The organism is Myxococcales bacterium, from assembly GCA_016706225.1.
Taxonomy (GTDB): Bacteria; Myxococcota_A; Polyangia; order Polyangiales; family Polyangiaceae; genus JADJKB01.
The window spans coordinates 545998-562234 of the sequence record JADJKB010000022.1 but is presented as its reverse complement, the minus strand read 5'-3'; the positions used below and the strand labels follow the sequence as shown (position 1 = coordinate 562234).

Annotated in this window: 17 protein-coding genes; 9 read left to right on the top strand and 8 right to left on the bottom strand. The window is 67.9% G+C overall.

The window, feature by feature from the left end:
• Nucleotides 1-105: 105 nt before the first annotated feature.
• Both IPI67_33535 and IPI67_33530 read right to left on the bottom strand, forming a co-directional pair.
• Nucleotides 106-696, bottom strand: coding sequence for a hypothetical protein (locus tag IPI67_33535; GenBank protein ID MBK7585099.1), 591 nt, complete (start codon nt 694-696; stop codon nt 106-108).
• Nucleotides 693-2240 (bottom strand): hypothetical protein, encoded by a 1548-nt coding sequence (locus tag IPI67_33530; protein MBK7585098.1) that lies wholly within the window; start codon nt 2238-2240, stop codon nt 693-695. The genes IPI67_33535 and IPI67_33530 overlap by 4 nt, the downstream gene beginning before the upstream one ends.
• 179 nt (nt 2241-2419) lie before the next feature.
• On the opposite strand from IPI67_33530, the gene IPI67_33525 reads away from it, so the two are divergent.
• The 6 genes from IPI67_33525 (at nt 2420) to IPI67_33500 (ending at nt 8691) form a co-directional block, all read left to right on the top strand.
• Nucleotides 2420-3751 carry a phospholipid carrier-dependent glycosyltransferase gene (locus tag IPI67_33525; protein ID MBK7585097.1) on the top strand — a complete coding sequence of 444 codons (1332 nt, stop codon included), beginning with the start codon at nt 2420-2422 and terminating at the stop codon, nt 3749-3751.
• 46 nt (nt 3752-3797) lie between these two features.
• Nucleotides 3798-4532, top strand: a complete 735-nt coding sequence (locus IPI67_33520; GenBank protein ID MBK7585096.1) for a pyridoxine 5'-phosphate synthase — start codon at nt 3798-3800, stop codon at nt 4530-4532.
• Nucleotides 4529-4912: a holo-ACP synthase gene (locus tag IPI67_33515; GenBank protein MBK7585095.1), complete on the top strand. Its 384-nt coding sequence runs from the start codon at nt 4529-4531 to the stop codon at nt 4910-4912. Before IPI67_33520 ends, IPI67_33515 begins: the two co-directional genes overlap by 4 nt.
• On the top strand, nt 4909-6468 hold the full coding sequence (locus tag IPI67_33510) for an NAD(P)H-hydrate dehydratase (GenBank protein ID MBK7585094.1): 1560 nt from the start codon (nt 4909-4911) through the stop codon (nt 6466-6468). Before IPI67_33515 ends, IPI67_33510 begins: the two co-directional genes overlap by 4 nt.
• An 84-nt stretch (nt 6469-6552) precedes the next feature.
• Entirely contained in the window at nt 6553-7140 is a 588-nt protein-coding gene (locus IPI67_33505; protein MBK7585093.1) for an RNA polymerase sigma factor, read from the top strand.
• Nucleotides 7141-7194: 54 nt separating this feature from the next.
• Entirely contained in the window at nt 7195-8691 is a 1497-nt protein-coding gene (locus IPI67_33500) for a hypothetical protein (protein MBK7585092.1), read from the top strand.
• Between the two features lies 1 nt (nt 8692).
• Here the strand turns inward: IPI67_33500 and IPI67_33495 are convergent, their stop codons facing one another.
• The 5 genes from IPI67_33495 to IPI67_33475 all read right to left on the bottom strand — a co-directional run bounded on the left by IPI67_33495 (nt 8693) and on the right by IPI67_33475 (nt 12856).
• Complete coding sequence (locus tag IPI67_33495) at nt 8693-9400, bottom strand: hypothetical protein (GenBank protein ID MBK7585091.1); 708 nt, start codon at nt 9398-9400, stop codon at nt 8693-8695.
• 104 nt (nt 9401-9504) lie between these two features.
• Nucleotides 9505-10296 (bottom strand): biotin--[acetyl-CoA-carboxylase] ligase, encoded by a 792-nt coding sequence (locus IPI67_33490; protein ID MBK7585090.1) that lies wholly within the window; start codon nt 10294-10296, stop codon nt 9505-9507.
• A gap of 44 nt (nt 10297-10340) precedes the next feature.
• A complete protein-coding gene (locus IPI67_33485; protein MBK7585089.1) occupies nt 10341-10703 on the bottom strand; it encodes a hypothetical protein in 363 nt (120 codons plus the stop codon).
• A gap of 82 nt (nt 10704-10785) precedes the next feature.
• Nucleotides 10786-11643, bottom strand: coding sequence for a carboxylating nicotinate-nucleotide diphosphorylase (gene nadC, locus IPI67_33480; protein ID MBK7585088.1), 858 nt, complete (start codon nt 11641-11643; stop codon nt 10786-10788).
• Between the two features lie 13 nt (nt 11644-11656).
• The gene (locus IPI67_33475; protein MBK7585087.1) at nt 11657-12856 is read right to left on the bottom strand and encodes a ferritin-like domain-containing protein; all 1200 of its coding nucleotides are present in this window, start codon (nt 12854-12856) and stop codon (nt 11657-11659) included.
• Between the two features lie 171 nt (nt 12857-13027).
• Here IPI67_33475 and IPI67_33470 point away from each other — a divergent pair, with 171 nt between their 5' ends.
• Nucleotides 13028-13534, top strand: coding sequence for a hypothetical protein (locus IPI67_33470; protein ID MBK7585086.1), 507 nt, complete (start codon nt 13028-13030; stop codon nt 13532-13534).
• 18 nt (nt 13535-13552) lie between these two features.
• A complete protein-coding gene (locus tag IPI67_33465; GenBank protein ID MBK7585085.1) occupies nt 13553-13915 on the top strand; it encodes a hypothetical protein in 363 nt (120 codons plus the stop codon).
• Between the two features lie 204 nt (nt 13916-14119).
• On the opposite strand, the gene IPI67_33460 is transcribed toward IPI67_33465, so the two are convergent.
• Entirely contained in the window at nt 14120-14812 is a 693-nt protein-coding gene (locus tag IPI67_33460) for a 2-oxo acid dehydrogenase subunit E2 (protein MBK7585084.1), read from the bottom strand.
• 486 nt (nt 14813-15298) lie between these two features.
• Between IPI67_33460 and IPI67_33455 the strand changes: the two genes are divergently transcribed.
• Complete coding sequence (locus IPI67_33455; protein MBK7585083.1) at nt 15299-16171, top strand: hypothetical protein; 873 nt, start codon at nt 15299-15301, stop codon at nt 16169-16171.
• Nucleotides 16172-16237 lie beyond the last annotated feature (66 nt).

Sequence of the window (16237 nt, the reverse complement as noted above, 5' to 3'; positions counted from 1 at the left end):
GCTCGCCGCCGTTCGGCGCGGGGCGAACCTAGCCGGCGCGTTCGAGACCGTCAACGTGACGAAACGGCAGCGAGTCGCCGGCGAGCGCGAGCGCGCCGACGGAGCTCACTCGATGATCGGAAACGGGAACACGTCCCAGTGTCCGCGGTCGTCTCGGAAGTACGCCTCGAAGCCGCGGTACACGAAGCTCGAGCCTTCGCAGAGCAGAAGTCCGTTGACCTCGTTCGAGGTGTTGCTCGGTCCCGGTCCGAGCGGCTCGAAGTAGGCACCCTTGGTGTAACTGCCGAGGTCGTTAGGTGCCTCGTACACGATGCGGATCTGCTGCGGAGGGCAGGGGCTGTCGTGATCGTCCATCACGACCCAATCTCCGCGCACTGCGGCGGCCAGCACCGTCACGGCGAGTTGTTCGACGCGGCTCGAGCTTCGCTGTGCGCTCGCGGGTGTTGCCCGGGGCGCTGGTGGCGCGGGCTCGGCGGCGACCACCGCGGAGACGGCGCGGGTCTCCGGCGGCGCGGTCCGCGGACGCGAGCTTCGGGGGCGGCGAGGGCGAGCCTGCGCTGGTGCAGAAGTCTCGGTCACGCTCGCCGGTTTGTCAGCGGGCTCTGGCGCTGACTCCCGATGACGAAGCTGCAACGCAATGAGGACCGCGATGCTGGCGAGCAGCGCAATCCCGATGACGAGGCGCTGGCGGCTCACGCAACACCTCGGCGTCGGCGACGCACAGCAACGAGGCCGAGCGACAACAGCGCGAAGCTGAAGCCGACGCTCGAGCTGGAGCGGGTGCCGCTGCTCCGGCAGGCACAACCCGCCTCATCAGCCTGCATCACCTTGGTCTGCTGGCCTGCATTCGCCTTCGACCCGCCGCTGCCGCCCGTCACGGCGGAGGGACCGCCCGCGCCGCCGCCCGCGCCGCCGCTGCCGGTGCTGCCGGTGGTCTTCGGCAAAGCGTCGTCCATCAGGTAAATTTCGGGGCCGGAGCCGCGCACGAGCACGGGTTGGGCCCGCAGCTTTGGGCCAATCGGCAGAGCGTTCAGATCCTTCACGGCCCACTCGACCACGGTCGCTGCGTCGAAACCCCAGGCTGCGAACGCTTCGGCGTCGGGCACGTGGCGCCGAAGCTCGCCGTCGATGAGCCAGATCTCGGGGCTGCCGTCGCTTGCCTTCACCAGGAGCGGGTTGGCCGGCAACGCGCTGTCCTCGGTGACGGCGTTCAGCGCGGGATCTGCCACCGGCATCACGTCCCAGAACTCCGAGAAACCCCAGTCGTCGAAGCTGGTCATGTCGAGCACGCGTCGGCGGACGCCGCTCGGGATGACGGGCTTGCAGTCGAGTGTGCCCGGGCTCTTGGCGAGCTCGCTGTTTGCGCCGCCCGCCGAATCGATGCCGTACGCGTGCACGGCGTGCGGTTTGCCGTCGTGCAGGCTGAGCGGCGAGCCAACCTCGAAGCCATGCGTGCACGAACCGAGGGGTGTACAGAGATCCGCGCGGTCGATGTCCGCATCGATGGGCACAGCCTTGGCCTTTGCGTCACCTGCCGGCCCACCGAAGTACAGATGCACGGCGATGCTTTTCTTCGGCGCGTCGGGATCCTGCGACCAGCCCCAGACCCGCTCGCAGCTCGCGCCGTCGAGGTAACCCGTGGGTTTGACGTTCGTCGGTTCCGGCGGCAACGCGGCCGTCCACCAGGTCGTCTGTTTCTTCGCGCCCGGCCAGGCAAAACTGAGGTGTACGTGATCGGTGTGGGGATTCGAGCCGGTGTAGCCCTTCCAGCCTGCCGTCTTGCACGACGAGTTCGGGGAGCGGTAGGCGCCCCAGATCTTGCTGTTCCAGATGAAGTACATCATGCCCAGGCGGCGGGCGTTCGCGCACGAGTTGCCGTGCTGGTCGGTGTCGAGCATCCACTCGATGACGGTGTCGGCGATGTCGCGCTGGGCGGTGTTCGAGTAGTTCACCTTCCAGTCCCATGCGCGCCCCTCTTTGTGCTCGCTGGTACTCCCGATGTTGCACGCGCGAGTGATGCCGTAGTCGCCGGTGCTCGGGTAGGTCTTCAAGATGAAGTCACGGAAGCTGACGGTCCCGGGCTTTGCCGTCGGGTCGCAGGTGTCCTGCGCGTCGTAACTCGCGAAGCCATCGATGGCCTTGGCGAAGCTCGGCGTGGGCGGCTTGGGTGCGGCGCTCGCGGTCGCCGAGACGAGTGTGATGCCGAGGCTGAGGAGTGCGGGGGGCAGTACGGAGCGCATGGGTCTAGCTCGGAGCTGCAAGGCGTGCACCAGGCGAAATCCCCGCGATCTGCGCGGATCGGGCGGGCCGGGTGCAAACCCGGGGTTGGCATGCGGAAAGTGCGGGTTGGCGAGCCCCGCAGCGGCGCTGCGGACGATCAGTCGCGGGCCCGAGGCTCGTGATGTAGACACTCGCCCAAGTGGCGGAGCTCGGCACGCGCAGAAACCAGGAGCGATTACTGGCGCTCGTGTGTGTGTCCGCCGTCGCGCTCGGTGTCTGGCTGCGCGTTCAGAACATCGCGGAACCGGCAGGCCTGGCCTGGGATGAGCACCACTTCGTCAAGACGGCGCAGAACTACCTGCACGGTCAGCCGGACTGGAACGACCACCCGCCGCTCGGGAAACTGCTGATCGCTCAGGCCATCCATTGGTTTGGCGACACGTCGCTGGCGTGGCGCGCGTCGGCGCTGCTCGCCGGGCTGCTCAACATCGGGCTCGTGGGTGTGCTCGCAGCGCGAGTGTTTCGCAGCCGGAGTGCCGGCCTGCTCGGCGCGGCCTTCATCGCTGGCGACGGTTTTTTCATCGCGTACTCGCGCACCGCTCTGCTCGACGGCGTGCTGACGACGTTCGTGCTCGCCACGGCGTGTGTGATCGTGCGTGCGCGCAGCGCCTGGCAGGTGGCGCTGGCGTCGCTGCTCCTGGGCCTCGGTTGCAACGTGAAGTTCAGCGCCATCGTGATGTTGGTTCCGATCGTCGGAGTAGCGCTGTTCGGGCGCGCGCCCTTGTGGTCGCTCGTGTTCCTGCTGCTCGCCCCGCTCGACTATTTCTTGCTCTATCGACACGGGCTTGCGCTGCAGCACAAACCGCACACAGTCGCGGATGTCATCGATGCAACGCGCGTGTTGTACGAACACCACGCCAAGCTCACCGACATGACGCACATCTACGTGTCGCGGTGGTACACCTGGCTCCTGCCGCACAAACCCATACCGATGCGCTTCACGGAGGTCGACGGGGTCGTGCGCTCGATGTCCTCGATGGGCAACCCGCTGCTCTGGTGGGCCGCGAGTCTTTCGGTGCTGACGACCGCCTCCGCGTTCGTGAGCACTTCGGCCACGCTCGTCTGGGCCAAGCTCCGCGCACGTGCGACCCCGCTCCACGCCATTGGTGCGATCGATCGGGACGAGCTGTGGGTACTATTTTTGTGGGCGCTGCCGGTCTTGCCCTGGGTCGTCTCGCGGCGCGACTCGTACATCTACCACTACCTTCCCGCCTACGGTTTTGCCGTCGCGCTGGTGGCCGGCAAGCTCGGGCGGCTGATCGACGCTCGCCGGCGGCACGGTTGGTTCGGGGTCGGAGCGCTCGTGCTCACGGCGTGGTGGGTGGCCCCGGTGTCCGCCGAGCTGCCCGTGAGCCGACTGGGTTACGAGCTTCGTCTTTGGTTTCCGGGCTGGCGCAAGGCGCGCCCGCGCCCACCGCTGCCGAGCTCGACCGCCGTGCCGCGGCGGCTCACATCGCCGCCGACACGCTGAGCGATGCTCTCTTTTCCAGGTCCGAGGTGGCGCGTATGCTCCCGCCGTGATCCGCTTTCACGTCAACATCGACCACGTCGCGACGCTACGCAACGCTCGCGGCACGCAGTATCCCGACCCGGTCTTTGCCGCGCAGCTGGCCGAGCAGTCGGGCGCCGACGGGATCACGCTGCACCTGCGTGAGGACCGGCGTCACATTCGCGACGAAGACGCGAGACGCGTGCGGGCCGCGGTGAGCACACTGATGAACCTCGAGATGGCCGCGACCGAGGAGATGCTCGGCATCGCAGCCGAGCTGCGCCCGGACGTTATCACCCTGGTGCCCGAGCGACGCGAGGAGCGCACGACCGAGGGTGGGCTGGACGTGATCGGCGCGCGCGAGACCATCGTGAAGGTGGCCGCCATGTGCCGCGAGAAGGCCATCAAGCTCAGCCTGTTCATCGCCCCCGATTTCGATCAGATAGCCGCCAGTCGTGCCGTCGGTGCCGAACAGATCGAGCTCCACACCGGTGAGTACTGCCACCTCACCGGTCGCGCGCAGGTAGAAGAGTTGCAGCGCCTGAGTAGAGCTGCACTCCGCGCCTCGGAGCTCGGGCTGGAGGTGGCGGCAGGGCACGGGCTCACTCGCCACAACGTGATGGACGTTGCCGCCATCGAGTCGGTCGTCGAGCTGAACATCGGCCACGCGGTGATCGCCGATGCCGTGTTCGTGGGTCTGCCGGCTGCGATCCGCGACTTCCGCGAGGCCATCCAGCGTGGAGTCGCGGAGCGGCGCACATGATCGTGGGACTGGGCATCGACGTCTGTAGCGTGCCGCGCATCGAGAGTGCCCTCGAGCGTTTTGGTGAGAGGTTCTGGGAGCGCGTGCTGACGTCGCGCGAGCGCTCCGATCTCGCGGGCAGGCGCGCCGACCGAGCCGCCGCGCTCGCCGGGCGTTTTGCCGCCAAAGAAGCCTTCTCGAAGGCACTTGGAGCACCCAGAGACGTGTGGTGGCAGGACGTGGAGATCCGCAAAGGTGAGAGCGGCGCGCCGGAGATCGTCGCGCAGGGTCCGGCGCTGCCGCATCTGGCTCGGCTCGGGGTCGCGCGCATGCTGGTGTCGATCACCCACGATGCGGGGGTGGCGGCTGCGGTCGTCGTCCTCGAAGGAGCAAGACCATGATCCCGGTGCTGTCCCGTGAGCAGATGCGCGAGCTCGATCGCCACGCCATCGAGGCGTGCCGGGTGCCGAGCCTGATCTTGATGGAGAACGCCGGGCGCAACGCCGCGGGCATCGTCGCGCGGGTCATCGGTGACGCCCAGCCGTCGATCGTGATCGTCGCCGGCACCGGCAACAACGGTGGGGACGGCTTCGTCGTTGCGCGCCGTTTGTTGTCGGCAGGTCACGCCCCCGAGGTGTACCTGGTGGGCGAACCCGAGCGCCTCGGCGCCGACGCCCGCGCCAATCATGATGCGTGGCGTGGGCTCGGCGGCCGCGTCACCTCCGTCGCGGACGACGCCGGAGTGCTGGGACTCAAGGCCACGCTGGTGTCCCTCGAGCCGAACGACGTGATCATCGACGCGCTGCTCGGTACTGGGCTCGATCGAGTGGTCGAGGGGCGACTGGCCGAGATCATCTCCGCGATCAACGACTCGGATGCGGCCGTGCTGTCCCTCGACCTACCGTCGGGACTGGACGCAAACACTGGCTCCGCGCTCGGCACGGCGGTGCGGGCGCTCGCCACCATCAGCTTTGGCCACCTCAAGCTAGGGCTGCTCACACCCAGCGGCGCTGAGCACGCAGGCGACGTGCACGTCGTGGACATCGGTGTGCCGGGAGATCTCTTCCGTGAGGTCGGCTGCTCCGCATTCCTGTTCGAAGACGACGACGCTTCCGAGCTGCTCTTGCCCCGCGGCGTGGCCACACACAAGGGTGAAGCGGGGCACGTCGTGGCGGTGGCCGGCTCCGCCGGCAAGACCGGAGCGGCGCGGCTCACGCTGCGCGGTGCGCTGCGCGCGGGTGCCGGGCTCGCGACCGCTGCCTGTTTCGCCGACGCAGCGGATGCCCTCGACCAGCGTGTGCTCGAAGAGATGACGGCGCGCATCGACGAAACGAACATCGAGGCTTCGCTCGACGTTCTGCTCGAACGCGCTGACGTGGTGGTGGTTGGTCCGGGGCTCGGGCTCGACGCGCGGGCTCGCCGTGTGGCAGAGCACGTGGTGCTCGGCTGGGACGGGCCGAAGATCGTCGATGCCGATGCGCTCAGTCTGTTCGCGGGGCGCGCAGCCGAGCTGGCCAAGGCAAGAGGGCAGCTCGTGCTCACTCCACACCCGGGAGAGATGGCACGCCTGATCGGCACGAGCGTCGCCGAGGTCGAGGCAGACCGACATCGTGCCCTCGCCCGGGTCGTCGAGCTCACGCGGGCGGTGGTGTTGCTCAAGGGCGCGCGTACGCTGATCGGCGCGCCCGGTGAGCTGCCGCTGGTGATCTCCGCCGGTTCGCCGGTCCTCGCCACTGCGGGTTCGGGCGATGTGCTCTCGGGCATCATCGCGGCCTTCGCCAAGGGAGCCTCGTTGCGCATCGCAGCGGTGCTCGGTGCCCACGTTCACGCGCGTGCAGGTGAGGCCTGGGCAGAGCGGACCGGGTCCGACCGCGGCCTTTTGGCTCACGAAATCGCAGACGGTGTTCCGGGGGTCCTTGCCCGCTTGGCAGGCGGAGCCTCCGCGATGCCAGATTGACACGCCCCCTGCGTCCCCCGAGACGCGCGAGGGGCGGCGTATTTCAGCCATTTCGGCGGTCCGTGCCCTGGCACGTGGTTTGCGATGGTGCTCCGTCGAAGGACGAACCCATCGATGTCGAATCAGACCCACAGCGTTTCCTTGGCCGTAGAGACCCGACCTTTCAACGACGAGATCGCGGAGCTTCTGCCGGCGCTTCGGGCGCGTGCGCTGAAACTCTGTCTGAACGCCGACGACGCGCGGGACCTGGTTCAGGACACCGTCGAGCGCGCGCTGCGCTTCGAGTCGAGCTACGAGCGGGGCACCAACCTGCGGGCGTGGCTCCAGCAAGTGCTGTTCAGTGTGTTCGTCACGCGCTGTCGCAAGCTACGCCGCGAACGTCGCGCGCTCGAGAGCTTGACCAGTGATCCTTGCGCCTGGACCCGGCCGGAAGCGGGGCCCGCCATGCACCAACTCTCGCCGCGGGTGGAGCGTGCGGTCGCCGCGTTGCCGTGGCAGTTCGCTCAGGTGGTGCGACTGGTGGATCTCGACGAACGTTCGTACAAGGACGCGGCGGCGCAGCTCGGGGTCCCCGTGGGCACGGTGATGAGTCGCCTGTTCCGCGGCCGCCGGCTCCTGGCAGAACAGCTGCGCGAGGCCCCGATGGCTGAAGTTCTGGCCGCAGCGGCGTGACGGGAACCCCAACTGGGCTCGGTGCACTCGCCCGAGTTCGGCTAACATGGACGTATGCCCGTTCGCTTGCGCGCCGCGCTGGTCCTGTCTCTGGTCGTTGTGTTCTTACCCGCAGCCTGCGGCTCGGACAGCGAAGGCGGCACGTCTTCCAACGGCACCGGTGGTGTGATCGCCGGCGGCAGCGGTGGAGCGAGCGGCGGTAGCGGGGGCAACAACACCGGCGGCAACAACGTCGGTGGCGCCGCGGGTCAGAGCGACGCGGGCGGGGATGGCGCGTGCTCCACACCCTGCACGGCTCCGGGCAGCCTGTGTTCGAACGGCGTGTGTGTCAGCGACTGTCGCCAACCGGGGTCGGTAGCGTGTGGCAGTGGAACGGTCTGTGATGTCGGTAGCGAGCACCCCGGGCAATGCAGCACTCCGGGCACCGGTTGTGTGATCAGCTCGTTGCCCGAGGTCTGCCCGGGTGGTGATGGTGGAAGCACGACCTGTGGTCCGGGTACCCGCTGTGATGGTGCTGGCGAGTGTTACGCCGCGCTGCCTTGCAAGGGTGTGACCTGTGCCGGTGGGAGCTGCTGGGGCACCGACTGCTCGTGCACCAGGCCCGCACCCAGCTGTGCTCCCGCTCCTCTCGGCAAGCTCGGCGACGCGGGCACGCTGAACGATCCGAAGTTCATCAAGTGCGGTTCACTCACCAGCTGCGACGGTGGCATCTTCGATCTGGACTTCGATCAGAAGTGCGGAGCCTGGGGGGTCACGATGATCTCGGGCACGGACTACCTGCGCAACATCGATCCCAGCGGCAAGGTCACGGAGTACGCCGGTGTGACTAACCTCAACATGGGTGAGGTGGCGGCGATTCAGGGTGACAACGGTGTGTTCGGCGGCGGCCTCACCGATGTGGCGCTGACCTACATCTGTTGCGCGACCTGCGGCTGCATCCTGTCCGGGACCGGCGGTAATCCCCAGGGTGTCGCGGCCCTCGAGCCGTCGAGCGGGACGTTGCCGATGAAGATCCCGACCACGAAGTTCAGCACCGGAGTCGGCCCGTTTGGTAATCCGAGCGTCGACACCGGACCCTACGGTCTCAGCTGGGGGCTCGACCGGGTGCTCTACGTCGGCAATGTGCAGGTGAACGGCGACTATCAGGCGCTGGATCTCGGAACCCAGACGTCGACCGTCGTGGCGACGTTCGCGAAACGCGTGCTCGCCAGCACTGCGTTCGACAAAGCCCGTATGCTGGTCGGGCTCGAGGGCGGGGAGGTCCAGCTGGTGCCCGCCCTCGGTGCCAAAGGCTCACCGAAGACGCTGCTCACCTTGCCCAAACACATGTCCAGCTTGGTCCGCGACGCCTGGAGCGGTCGTGTCTACGCCGAGCTCTCGGACAAGAGCATCGTGTCGTTCGCGGAGGACGGCAGCGATCTGAAGACCTTTCAGACCGCGCCCGCCCTCGGGCGCATCACCATCGCGCCCGACGGTTATTTGTATCACCTGACGTCGGGTTGGCCGACGACACCCGAGGTCACGCGCTGGCAGCTGCCGGCGACCTTGTGAGTCACTCGGCGAGGGCCGCCAGGGTCACCTCGACGACGCCATTCTTTGCCGGCAGATCGAAGTAGGCCCAGGCGTCGTAGTTGGAGTTGAAGCTCATCGCGTCTGCTTCGGAGCCGAACACCGGCACGCGGATCGCGTATTTGCCCGGCGGCGCGCTGAGTTTGTCGTAACAACTACACCCGCTCTCGTTCTGGTCGAAAGTGAAGCTGAAGCCGCTCCACTCGGTCTCGACGGGATTGGCCGACGTGACCTCGCGCGCCTGCATCATGCACGCGCCGCAGGCGATGCAGCCGTTTGTCGGCTCCTGGCAGTCAGCCATGCAGTCTGCGTTGTGAGCGACCTCGGTCTGATAACCGTCCGCGCACGACAAGAGGTCCCAGTTCAGCTGGCAGTCCTCCCGGATCCACAGCGATGGCCCGATGGGATTCACGAACCGGATCTTCAGCGGGTAGGGGCCGGACTCGGTGACCGGCACCGAACACTCGGCGGGCATGCCGCCAATTCCGCCCGAACCGCCAGCGCCGTTGCCACCCGAACCGCTGGTTGCGCCGCTACCGCCGGTCGCACCGCTGCCACCGGTTGCACCGTTGCCGCCCGTCGCGCCGTTACCCGCGCTGCCGCCGGAGGCATTGTTGTCGTTGGTCTTTCCACCACAGGCGGCCACGAGGAGCAGGGAGAGACACGAGGCGGTGAGGAGCTTGCTGATCATGCCTGGGCCATCAGCAACCTCTGTGCCGCCGAGGATCTGCTCAAATTAGCGGGAAAACGCCTGGCTTGGGTGGCACACTGGCACACAGTGGACCCTGCCAGCGCTCACGCCCCGCCAGACCCGACGAGCTCGACGCCTCCGGAGTGGAGCCTGCGCTCGACCCCCTCGTCCGTCCGCACGATCAGCGAACCGTCGTCCGCGATGCCGGCGCACTCGCCCTCGACCTGATCGACTCGAACACGGCGGCCGAACAGCGCGTCGTGGGAGCGCAGCTCGGCGAGGACCGGGCGAAGGCCGTCCTGCTGGTGTACGGCGATGCGGCGTTCGAGCGCCGCGAGCAGCTCGACCAGGACCTCCTCCCGAGTTGCGCGCGTGTCACCCAACAGGGACAGAGAGGTTGCGATCGTCGCGATGTCCTCCGGCGGCTCCCGCATTCCCACGTTCATGCCCACGCCCACCACGATCGCCGAGACGCGGCCGGCGTCGAGCTGACTCTCGAGCAAGATCCCCGCGAGCTTCTTGCCTCGAGCGAGCACGTCGTTGGGCCATTTGACCTGGACTGCTGCCGTGACTCGCGCCGCTGCCACCTCCCGCACTGCCAAACCGACGGCAAGGGTCAGGGTTCCGCTTCGTTGCAGGGAGAGCTCCGGGCGGAGCACGAGGGAGAACAACAGGTTTTCTCCGGGCGGTGAGGCCCAGCGTGCGCCGCGCCGCCCGCGTCCCGCCGTCTGGGCGTCAGCGACGAACAGGGCCCCGTGATTCGCGCCGTTACGCGCGGCTTCCATCGCGTCGTCGTTCGTGGAGCCGGTCTCCGCGACGGCGGAGAGGGGCTCGCCCAAGCGCACACCGCGCGCGCTCTTCAGCTGGGAAAATTTCGCGCGATCGAAGCTCGTCATGGATCGGTCCGACAGCGGACGAAGCCGACGCGGTCCGAGCGCTGCTAGCGCAGGATACGCGCGATGCCGGAGATCATCTGCTCGATCTCGCGCGCGGCGGTCCGCGCCCGGTAACCGGCCGCCCCCACGATGAACCGCTCGCCGTCGACGTCGAAGGCGCGGGCGGTGACGTTCTTGGAGGCACCCCAGATCTCCCCGGAGGACTCCGGATCCAGGTTCAGCACGGCCAGCTGCGCGGCGATCTCTTCACTCTCTTCGCGGTCGCCCGGCGTACAGGCAACGACCAGGCCCTCGTGGCTCGCCAGCATGCAGTAGTCGAGGCCCGCCCGCTCGGTGGCCGCCTCCAGCTGAAAACCCAAAGCTTCGTCGCGGCGCTCCGAACGGCGCACCCTTCGCTCGATCATCATGCGAGATTTCTCCACCCAGAAGCGTACCGGGGGCCGGACGCCGACGCCGAGTTTGTTGCGAAACGAAACGACCGGGGTGGGGTCACCCCGACGCCGCGTCGAGCCGCTCGAGGTCGAGGGCTATGTCGGCGCTGGGAGCGGAGTGAGTGAGGGCGCCGGAGCTGATCACGTCGACGCCAGCTGCCGCGAGCTCGGCGATGCGCTCGAGGGTGATGCCCCCGGAGACCTCGACCAGCGCCTTGCCCTTGGCCTTGTCGACGCCTGCGCGCACGTCTTCGGGGCGGAAGTTGTCGAGCATCACGATGTCGGCGCCGGCTCCGAGTGCCTCGTCCAGTTCGGCGAGGGACGCCACCTCGACCTCGATCTTCGAGGTGTGGGGCGCGCGCGCGCGGGCGCGTTCGATCGCGACGCGGATGCCGCCCGCGGCTTGGATGTGGTTGTCCTTGATCATGACCGCCGACCCCAGCGTGTCGCGGTGGTTGTGGGCGCCGCCGGTTCGCACCGCGTAGCGCTCCAGGGCGCGCAGGCCCGGCGTCGTCTTGCGGGTGTCGGTGACGCGGGTCTTCGAGCCGGCCGGCAGAGCCTTCACGTAACGCCGAGCGAGAGTCGCGATGCCACTCATGCGCTGTGCGAAGTTCAGCGCGGTGCGTTCCGCCATCAGCAGCGAGCGCGCCGCGCCTTCGGCGACCCAGAGCACGTCGCCGGGTTTGGCGTCCGCGCCTTCCGGCAACAACTCTTCGACCCGCACACCCGGGTCCACTCGGTAAAACACCCGCGCGAAGACCTCACTGCCACACACGACGAGCTCACTCCGGGCAACCGCCCGGGCGATGGCCCGCGCTTCCGCCGGGACGGTGGCTTCGGTGGTGAGATCGCCGCCCTCCAGATCTTCCGAGAGCGCCTGGTCTACGATACGGTTCAGCAGGCTCGCAACGAACACGGCGCTCAGCCTATCAGCTGCGCGCGGGGTCACCAACGGCTTCGCCCCGGCGGTCCGCAGCGCTCGGGCGGACGGAGGAAGAGGCGCTCTCGAGCAGCGCTCGCACACACGGGATGATCACCTCACGCACGGCACTCCGCGCGGTTTCGTCGAGCTCGTTGCGCGTCAAGCGACCGGCGGCGCGAAATTCGGCCTGCGAGGTGTCGAGCTCGCGCGCGTCTTCGTTCGACGCGGGCACACCCAGGGTCGATAGCTCTTGCTCGAGCGCACGGCGCACGCTTTCGCCGCCCTGCCGGAGCCCGAAGGCGAGGAATCGATACGCGAGCGCTGCGTGCCGTTCTTCATCGGCGGCGATGCGGTCGAGCGCCGCGCACACCGCCGGATCTTCCGCCTGATCTCGCGCGCGGCGGGCGGCCAGCGCAGCGATGGTCTCGCCGACCGCGCCCTCGCGGAACGCCGCGATCACCGCCGACTCGAGCGTGACCTCCGGGTGCGGTGTGCCGAGGTCCAGCGTCGCGGGTCCGAGCTCTCGGCCGCCGAAGCGCGTGCTCAAGCCAAAACACAACCGTGCGTGTTCAATCTCGTCGCCCAGCGCGCGCTGGGCGTCCGCGAGCAATTCGGCCGGCGCACCCAGCGCAAGCAGCTCCAAGGTGAAACGCGCGAAGCTGGCGATGCTGGCGTGCTCCATGCGTGCGTCGAGCAACCAGGCGTCGGCGATCGAGCGGCTCGGGCCGGGTGCAGGCTCGAAACGAGTGAGCCAGTCGTTGCGCTCCATCACCCCGGCGATGCGCGGCGCGCCGTCGACGGTGAAGGGGCGCCCGCAGCACGCTCCCTCGCAGAAGGCGTAACAACACTGGCCGGCGTCTTCCCAACCGGCTTGCGCGGCGTTGCAGCACGAGTTGGAGATCAGCCCGAAGGGTGGACAATTTCCGACGATGTCCCCGCCCTGCGGCGGGTTGTTGGCGACGTTCCAGGCGGCCTCGGGCGAAAAACACTGTTCGACCTTGGTCCCAAAATCACACGTCAGCGTGGGTTTGCCGGCGCTGCCGCCGGAGCTCTGCCCGCCGGTTGCGGTGCTGCCGCCGGTGCCCGAGCCCCCGCTGCTCGAGCCACCGTCGTCACCCGTCTTGCCACCGCACGCCGTCGGTGCTGCCACCAGGCCCCCGGCGAGGGCGGTCAAGATCAAGGAGCGAAGGCGGGCGGCGCGCTGCATGCGAACAGTCTAGCCGTAGCTCTGCGAGCGCGCTCCCCGAACTTGGGTGTCGCGCCGGGCGGCAGCCCAATCTGGGAAAATTTTGCAGTGGGACGCCGTGTCCGCGACGCTTCAACGTCGTTCGAGCGGTGTTATCAATCACTGAGCTGCCGCGCGCTCGAGGGAAGCCTCATGCCGATCGACTCGTACCGTTTCCTGGACTTTGCGACCCGCCAGATCATCAAGGCGTGGGTCGAGCGCGAGTCACATACGCCACGCTCGATTCCGTGGACACCGATGTCGAAGCCGCTGCCCGAGTGTTCCGTCGCTCTGGTCACGACGGCGGGCGTCGCGCTCCGCGACGACGAACCGTTCGACGAGGACGGTGAACGGAAAAATCCCTGGTGGGGCGACCCCACCCACCGCCTCATTCCGCAGGGCACTAGTGAGCAAGACGTGGGGCTGCACCACCTGCACATCGACCGGCGGTTCGGCGCGGAAGACCTCGACGTGGTGTTGCCGATGCGTCGGCTCGCGGAGCTCGCGCGTGAGGGTGTGATCGGCTCGGCCGCGGACACGCACTACTCCATCATGGGTTATCAGTTGCGACCCGAGGTACTGGAGAGCGAGACGGCCCCGGCCATTGCCAGAGAGATGCAGGCGCGAGGCGTCGACGTGGCAGCGCTGGTGCCTGCCTGACCGTTCTGCTGCCGGTCCGTGGGACTGGTCCAGCGCGTCATCGAGGCGGCGGGTATTCCGTCCGTATCCCTCTCGATGATCCCGGACTTCACTCGCGCATGCGGTGTTCCCCGCCTGGCCGGAATTGCCTACCCGATGTCGCGCCCGATGGGGCGTCCGGGCGACGTACGCGGGCAGCGCGACGTGCTGCGGGCGTTGCTCGAGCTGCTGCCCGACGCGCGGCTTCCCGATACCTACGTCGAGCTGCCCTTCGTCTGGCCCGAGAGCCCCGCGCAAGCTCGCAAGGGGGCTGACGTTCGCCCGCCGATTGCGGGGCTGCTTGCGCGGAAACCGTGGCTGCTCCCCAGGCTCTACGCCGGAGAAATCCCCGACGAGACCTGAGTCCTAGTGTCGTGAGTCCGCAATTCGCAACCGAATTGCGGACCGCGCTCCGCGCGGCGCTGCTATCGCAGCGCGGACACTATCTTCTTCGAAAGGGCGCCGCGCGCCCCTCTCGCGCTTCGCGCGATTCACCCCGCGGAATTCGCTCCGCGAATTCGCTAGTGTGCCGAGGTCACATCTTGCCCGATTTGCGGACTCGGCACACTAGTCGAGCACCTCCGCGGTCTCGACGAGCTCGCGAAATCGCTTGGCAAAGCGCGCCGCGGGAGCCCCGTCGACGATGTCGTGGTCGATGCTCGCGGTGAGCGCCAGGCAGTCGCGTGGTTCCACACGATCGCCGACGACGCCGGGTTTTCGCGTGATGCCGCCGATGGTGAGGCAGAGTGTGTGCAGCGGCACGATCCCGAGGGCCCACCCCGCACCCATGCCGAACATGCCGACGGACGTGACGAGGGTCGTGCCGGCCAGGCGTTTGAGTCGCTGTGGATCCTTGCGGAGCGCCCGGAAGAACAGGCGTCGCAGCGAGCCCGGTGTGAAACGCGAGAGCTTGATCAGCAGACCGGAGCGCTGTTTGCTCGAGGCCGGCTGGGCCTGAATGTGTCGGATCTCGTCGTGGATCTCCCGAGGCGTTCTGCGGTTCGCGGCCCGGATCACGTGTGGAACCGCAACCCCGTCGACCTCTGACTCGATCAGCGTGACAACGTCCACCTCGTCGAACAACACGAGCCGCTCACGCCAGTCCAGGTAGGCGTGCAGACGTTTGTCGCCTTCGATGGCGCGCGCGAGACTCGCGACGATGAAGGCCGTGAACGAGAGCTTCTCGCCCTCGCTCGCCTCGCGAGCGCGGAGGCGTTCGAGCGCGTGTGTCACGTCGAAGTCGAGCAGTGCGTGCACCATGTGGCGGCGCACGCCGACCTCGAGTGCGTCGACGATGTCGTGCCGCTCCCGAGGGAACGGCCTGAGCTCGAATGAAGCTGGGTTCACCCGTCGAGCATGCCACCTGCGCGCCCGGTGTCAGGGCACCGCGGACAGCGTGAGCGCGCAATCCTTGCCGCCGAGTTTCATCCCGAAAGGCTAGAGCCTCGCCGCCGGAAGTGTGCTCGGGATCTCACTCGCTGAAAGTCAGCGAGCCGCGCAGCGCATCGACGATGTAGACGCGATCGGAACCCAGGGCGACGAACGTCCAGGTGACGACGGCGGAGTCCGAATCTCCTTTCAGGAGCACCGAGGGTCTCGGCGTCCGAAGCACCCTTGGACTGCACCAGGCGCCAGGCCTGGCGCGCGGTGCACGAAATGGGACCGAGGAGCGTCGAAGCAATCGCCCGCCACGGGCTGCCCGGGCGAGGCGCGGCCTTCGCCCCGATTCGTGTCATGCTGAGCGAAATGCTGCGCTGGTCATTCATTCTGTCGTCGGTTCTCGCCGTGACTGCTTGTGGTGGTGACGATGCCGCCGAGCCGGGGAGCGGAGGTTCAGCGGGCAACAGCGGCACGGGCGCCGGCGCCGGTGTTGGTGGCGCCGGCGGTTCGACCCAGAGTGGCGGTGCGGGCGGCGTGACCCAGAGCGGTGGCAGTGCGGGCGTAGCCGGAGTCGATGCAGGGGTTGGTGGCACAGGCGGCGTTCCGCCGGACGCGGCGGCCGATGTCGTGGCGGCACCGGTCACGCTGCTCGAGCAGTCCGGCGTCGTCTTCACACCGGCCAGCGGCGACACACTGAAGAAGTTGGACGTCGGTGCGAAGGGCACGAGCTACGGCTGGGTCCGCGTGCAGTTCGACGTGAAGGTCGGCGACTGGCAACCCGAGCTGCCGGACGAAGGCACGCCGGATCGAACCGAGCACATCCTGTTCGGATTGTTCCGGGCCAATCAGACGAAATCGGACCAGCGCTATCTGATGGGTTCGGCAGCGGTCACGTTCGCGACCAAGGCGCCCCACTTTCGCATGTTCGGGCGCAACTCCATTGGCCCGGGTTACACGACGTACACGTCCTGGTCCACGACCTACGCCTGGAAAAAAGACGGGCTCTACCACCTCGACTGTCTGCTCGACGGTGTCCTCGACGTGCAGCGCTGCGAGCTCTCGCTGGGTGGCGCGGTGGTCAAACAACTGCAAGGCACGGTCCCGTACCTCGACCCGGCGGCCCACCTGTCCTCCGGGTTCTACATCGAGCTCGGCACGGGCAACCCCGGTGACATCGAGGCGTCACCCATCGGATGGACCTTCTCGAACCTGCTGGTGACGGCGGGCGTCGCGCCTTGAGGTCAGCGACCCCGCTGTCGAGCCTCTGCACCGGGCCGCACTGCTCGGGCTGATCGCGGCCCGACT

What these genes read in the sequence shown, in the direction of transcription:
- IPI67_33530 (MBK7585098.1), bottom strand. Translation starts at nt 2,240, where the DNA reads ATGCGCTCCGTACTGCCCCCCGCACTCCTCAGCCTCGGCATCACACTC.
- IPI67_33515 (MBK7585095.1), top strand. Translation starts at nt 4,529, where the DNA reads ATGATCGTGGGACTGGGCATCGACGTCTGTAGCGTGCCGCGCATCGAG.
- IPI67_33510 (MBK7585094.1), top strand. Translation starts at nt 4,909, where the DNA reads ATGATCCCGGTGCTGTCCCGTGAGCAGATGCGCGAGCTCGATCGCCAC.
- IPI67_33505 (MBK7585093.1), top strand. Translation starts at nt 6,553, where the DNA reads ATGGTGCTCCGTCGAAGGACGAACCCATCGATGTCGAATCAGACCCAC.
- IPI67_33500 (MBK7585092.1), top strand. Translation starts at nt 7,195, where the DNA reads ATGCCCGTTCGCTTGCGCGCCGCGCTGGTCCTGTCTCTGGTCGTTGTG.
- IPI67_33495 (MBK7585091.1), bottom strand. Translation starts at nt 9,400, where the DNA reads ATGATCAGCAAGCTCCTCACCGCCTCGTGTCTCTCCCTGCTCCTCGTG.
- IPI67_33490 (MBK7585090.1), bottom strand. Translation starts at nt 10,296, where the DNA reads ATGACGAGCTTCGATCGCGCGAAATTTTCCCAGCTGAAGAGCGCGCGC.
- IPI67_33485 (MBK7585089.1), bottom strand. Translation starts at nt 10,703, where the DNA reads ATGATGATCGAGCGAAGGGTGCGCCGTTCGGAGCGCCGCGACGAAGCT.
- IPI67_33475 (MBK7585087.1), bottom strand. Translation starts at nt 12,856, where the DNA reads ATGCAGCGCGCCGCCCGCCTTCGCTCCTTGATCTTGACCGCCCTCGCC.
- IPI67_33470 (MBK7585086.1), top strand. Translation starts at nt 13,028, where the DNA reads ATGCCGATCGACTCGTACCGTTTCCTGGACTTTGCGACCCGCCAGATC.
- IPI67_33460 (MBK7585084.1), bottom strand. Translation starts at nt 14,812, where the DNA reads ATGGTGCACGCACTGCTCGACTTCGACGTGACACACGCGCTCGAACGC.
- IPI67_33455 (MBK7585083.1), top strand. Translation starts at nt 15,299, where the DNA reads ATGCTGCGCTGGTCATTCATTCTGTCGTCGGTTCTCGCCGTGACTGCT.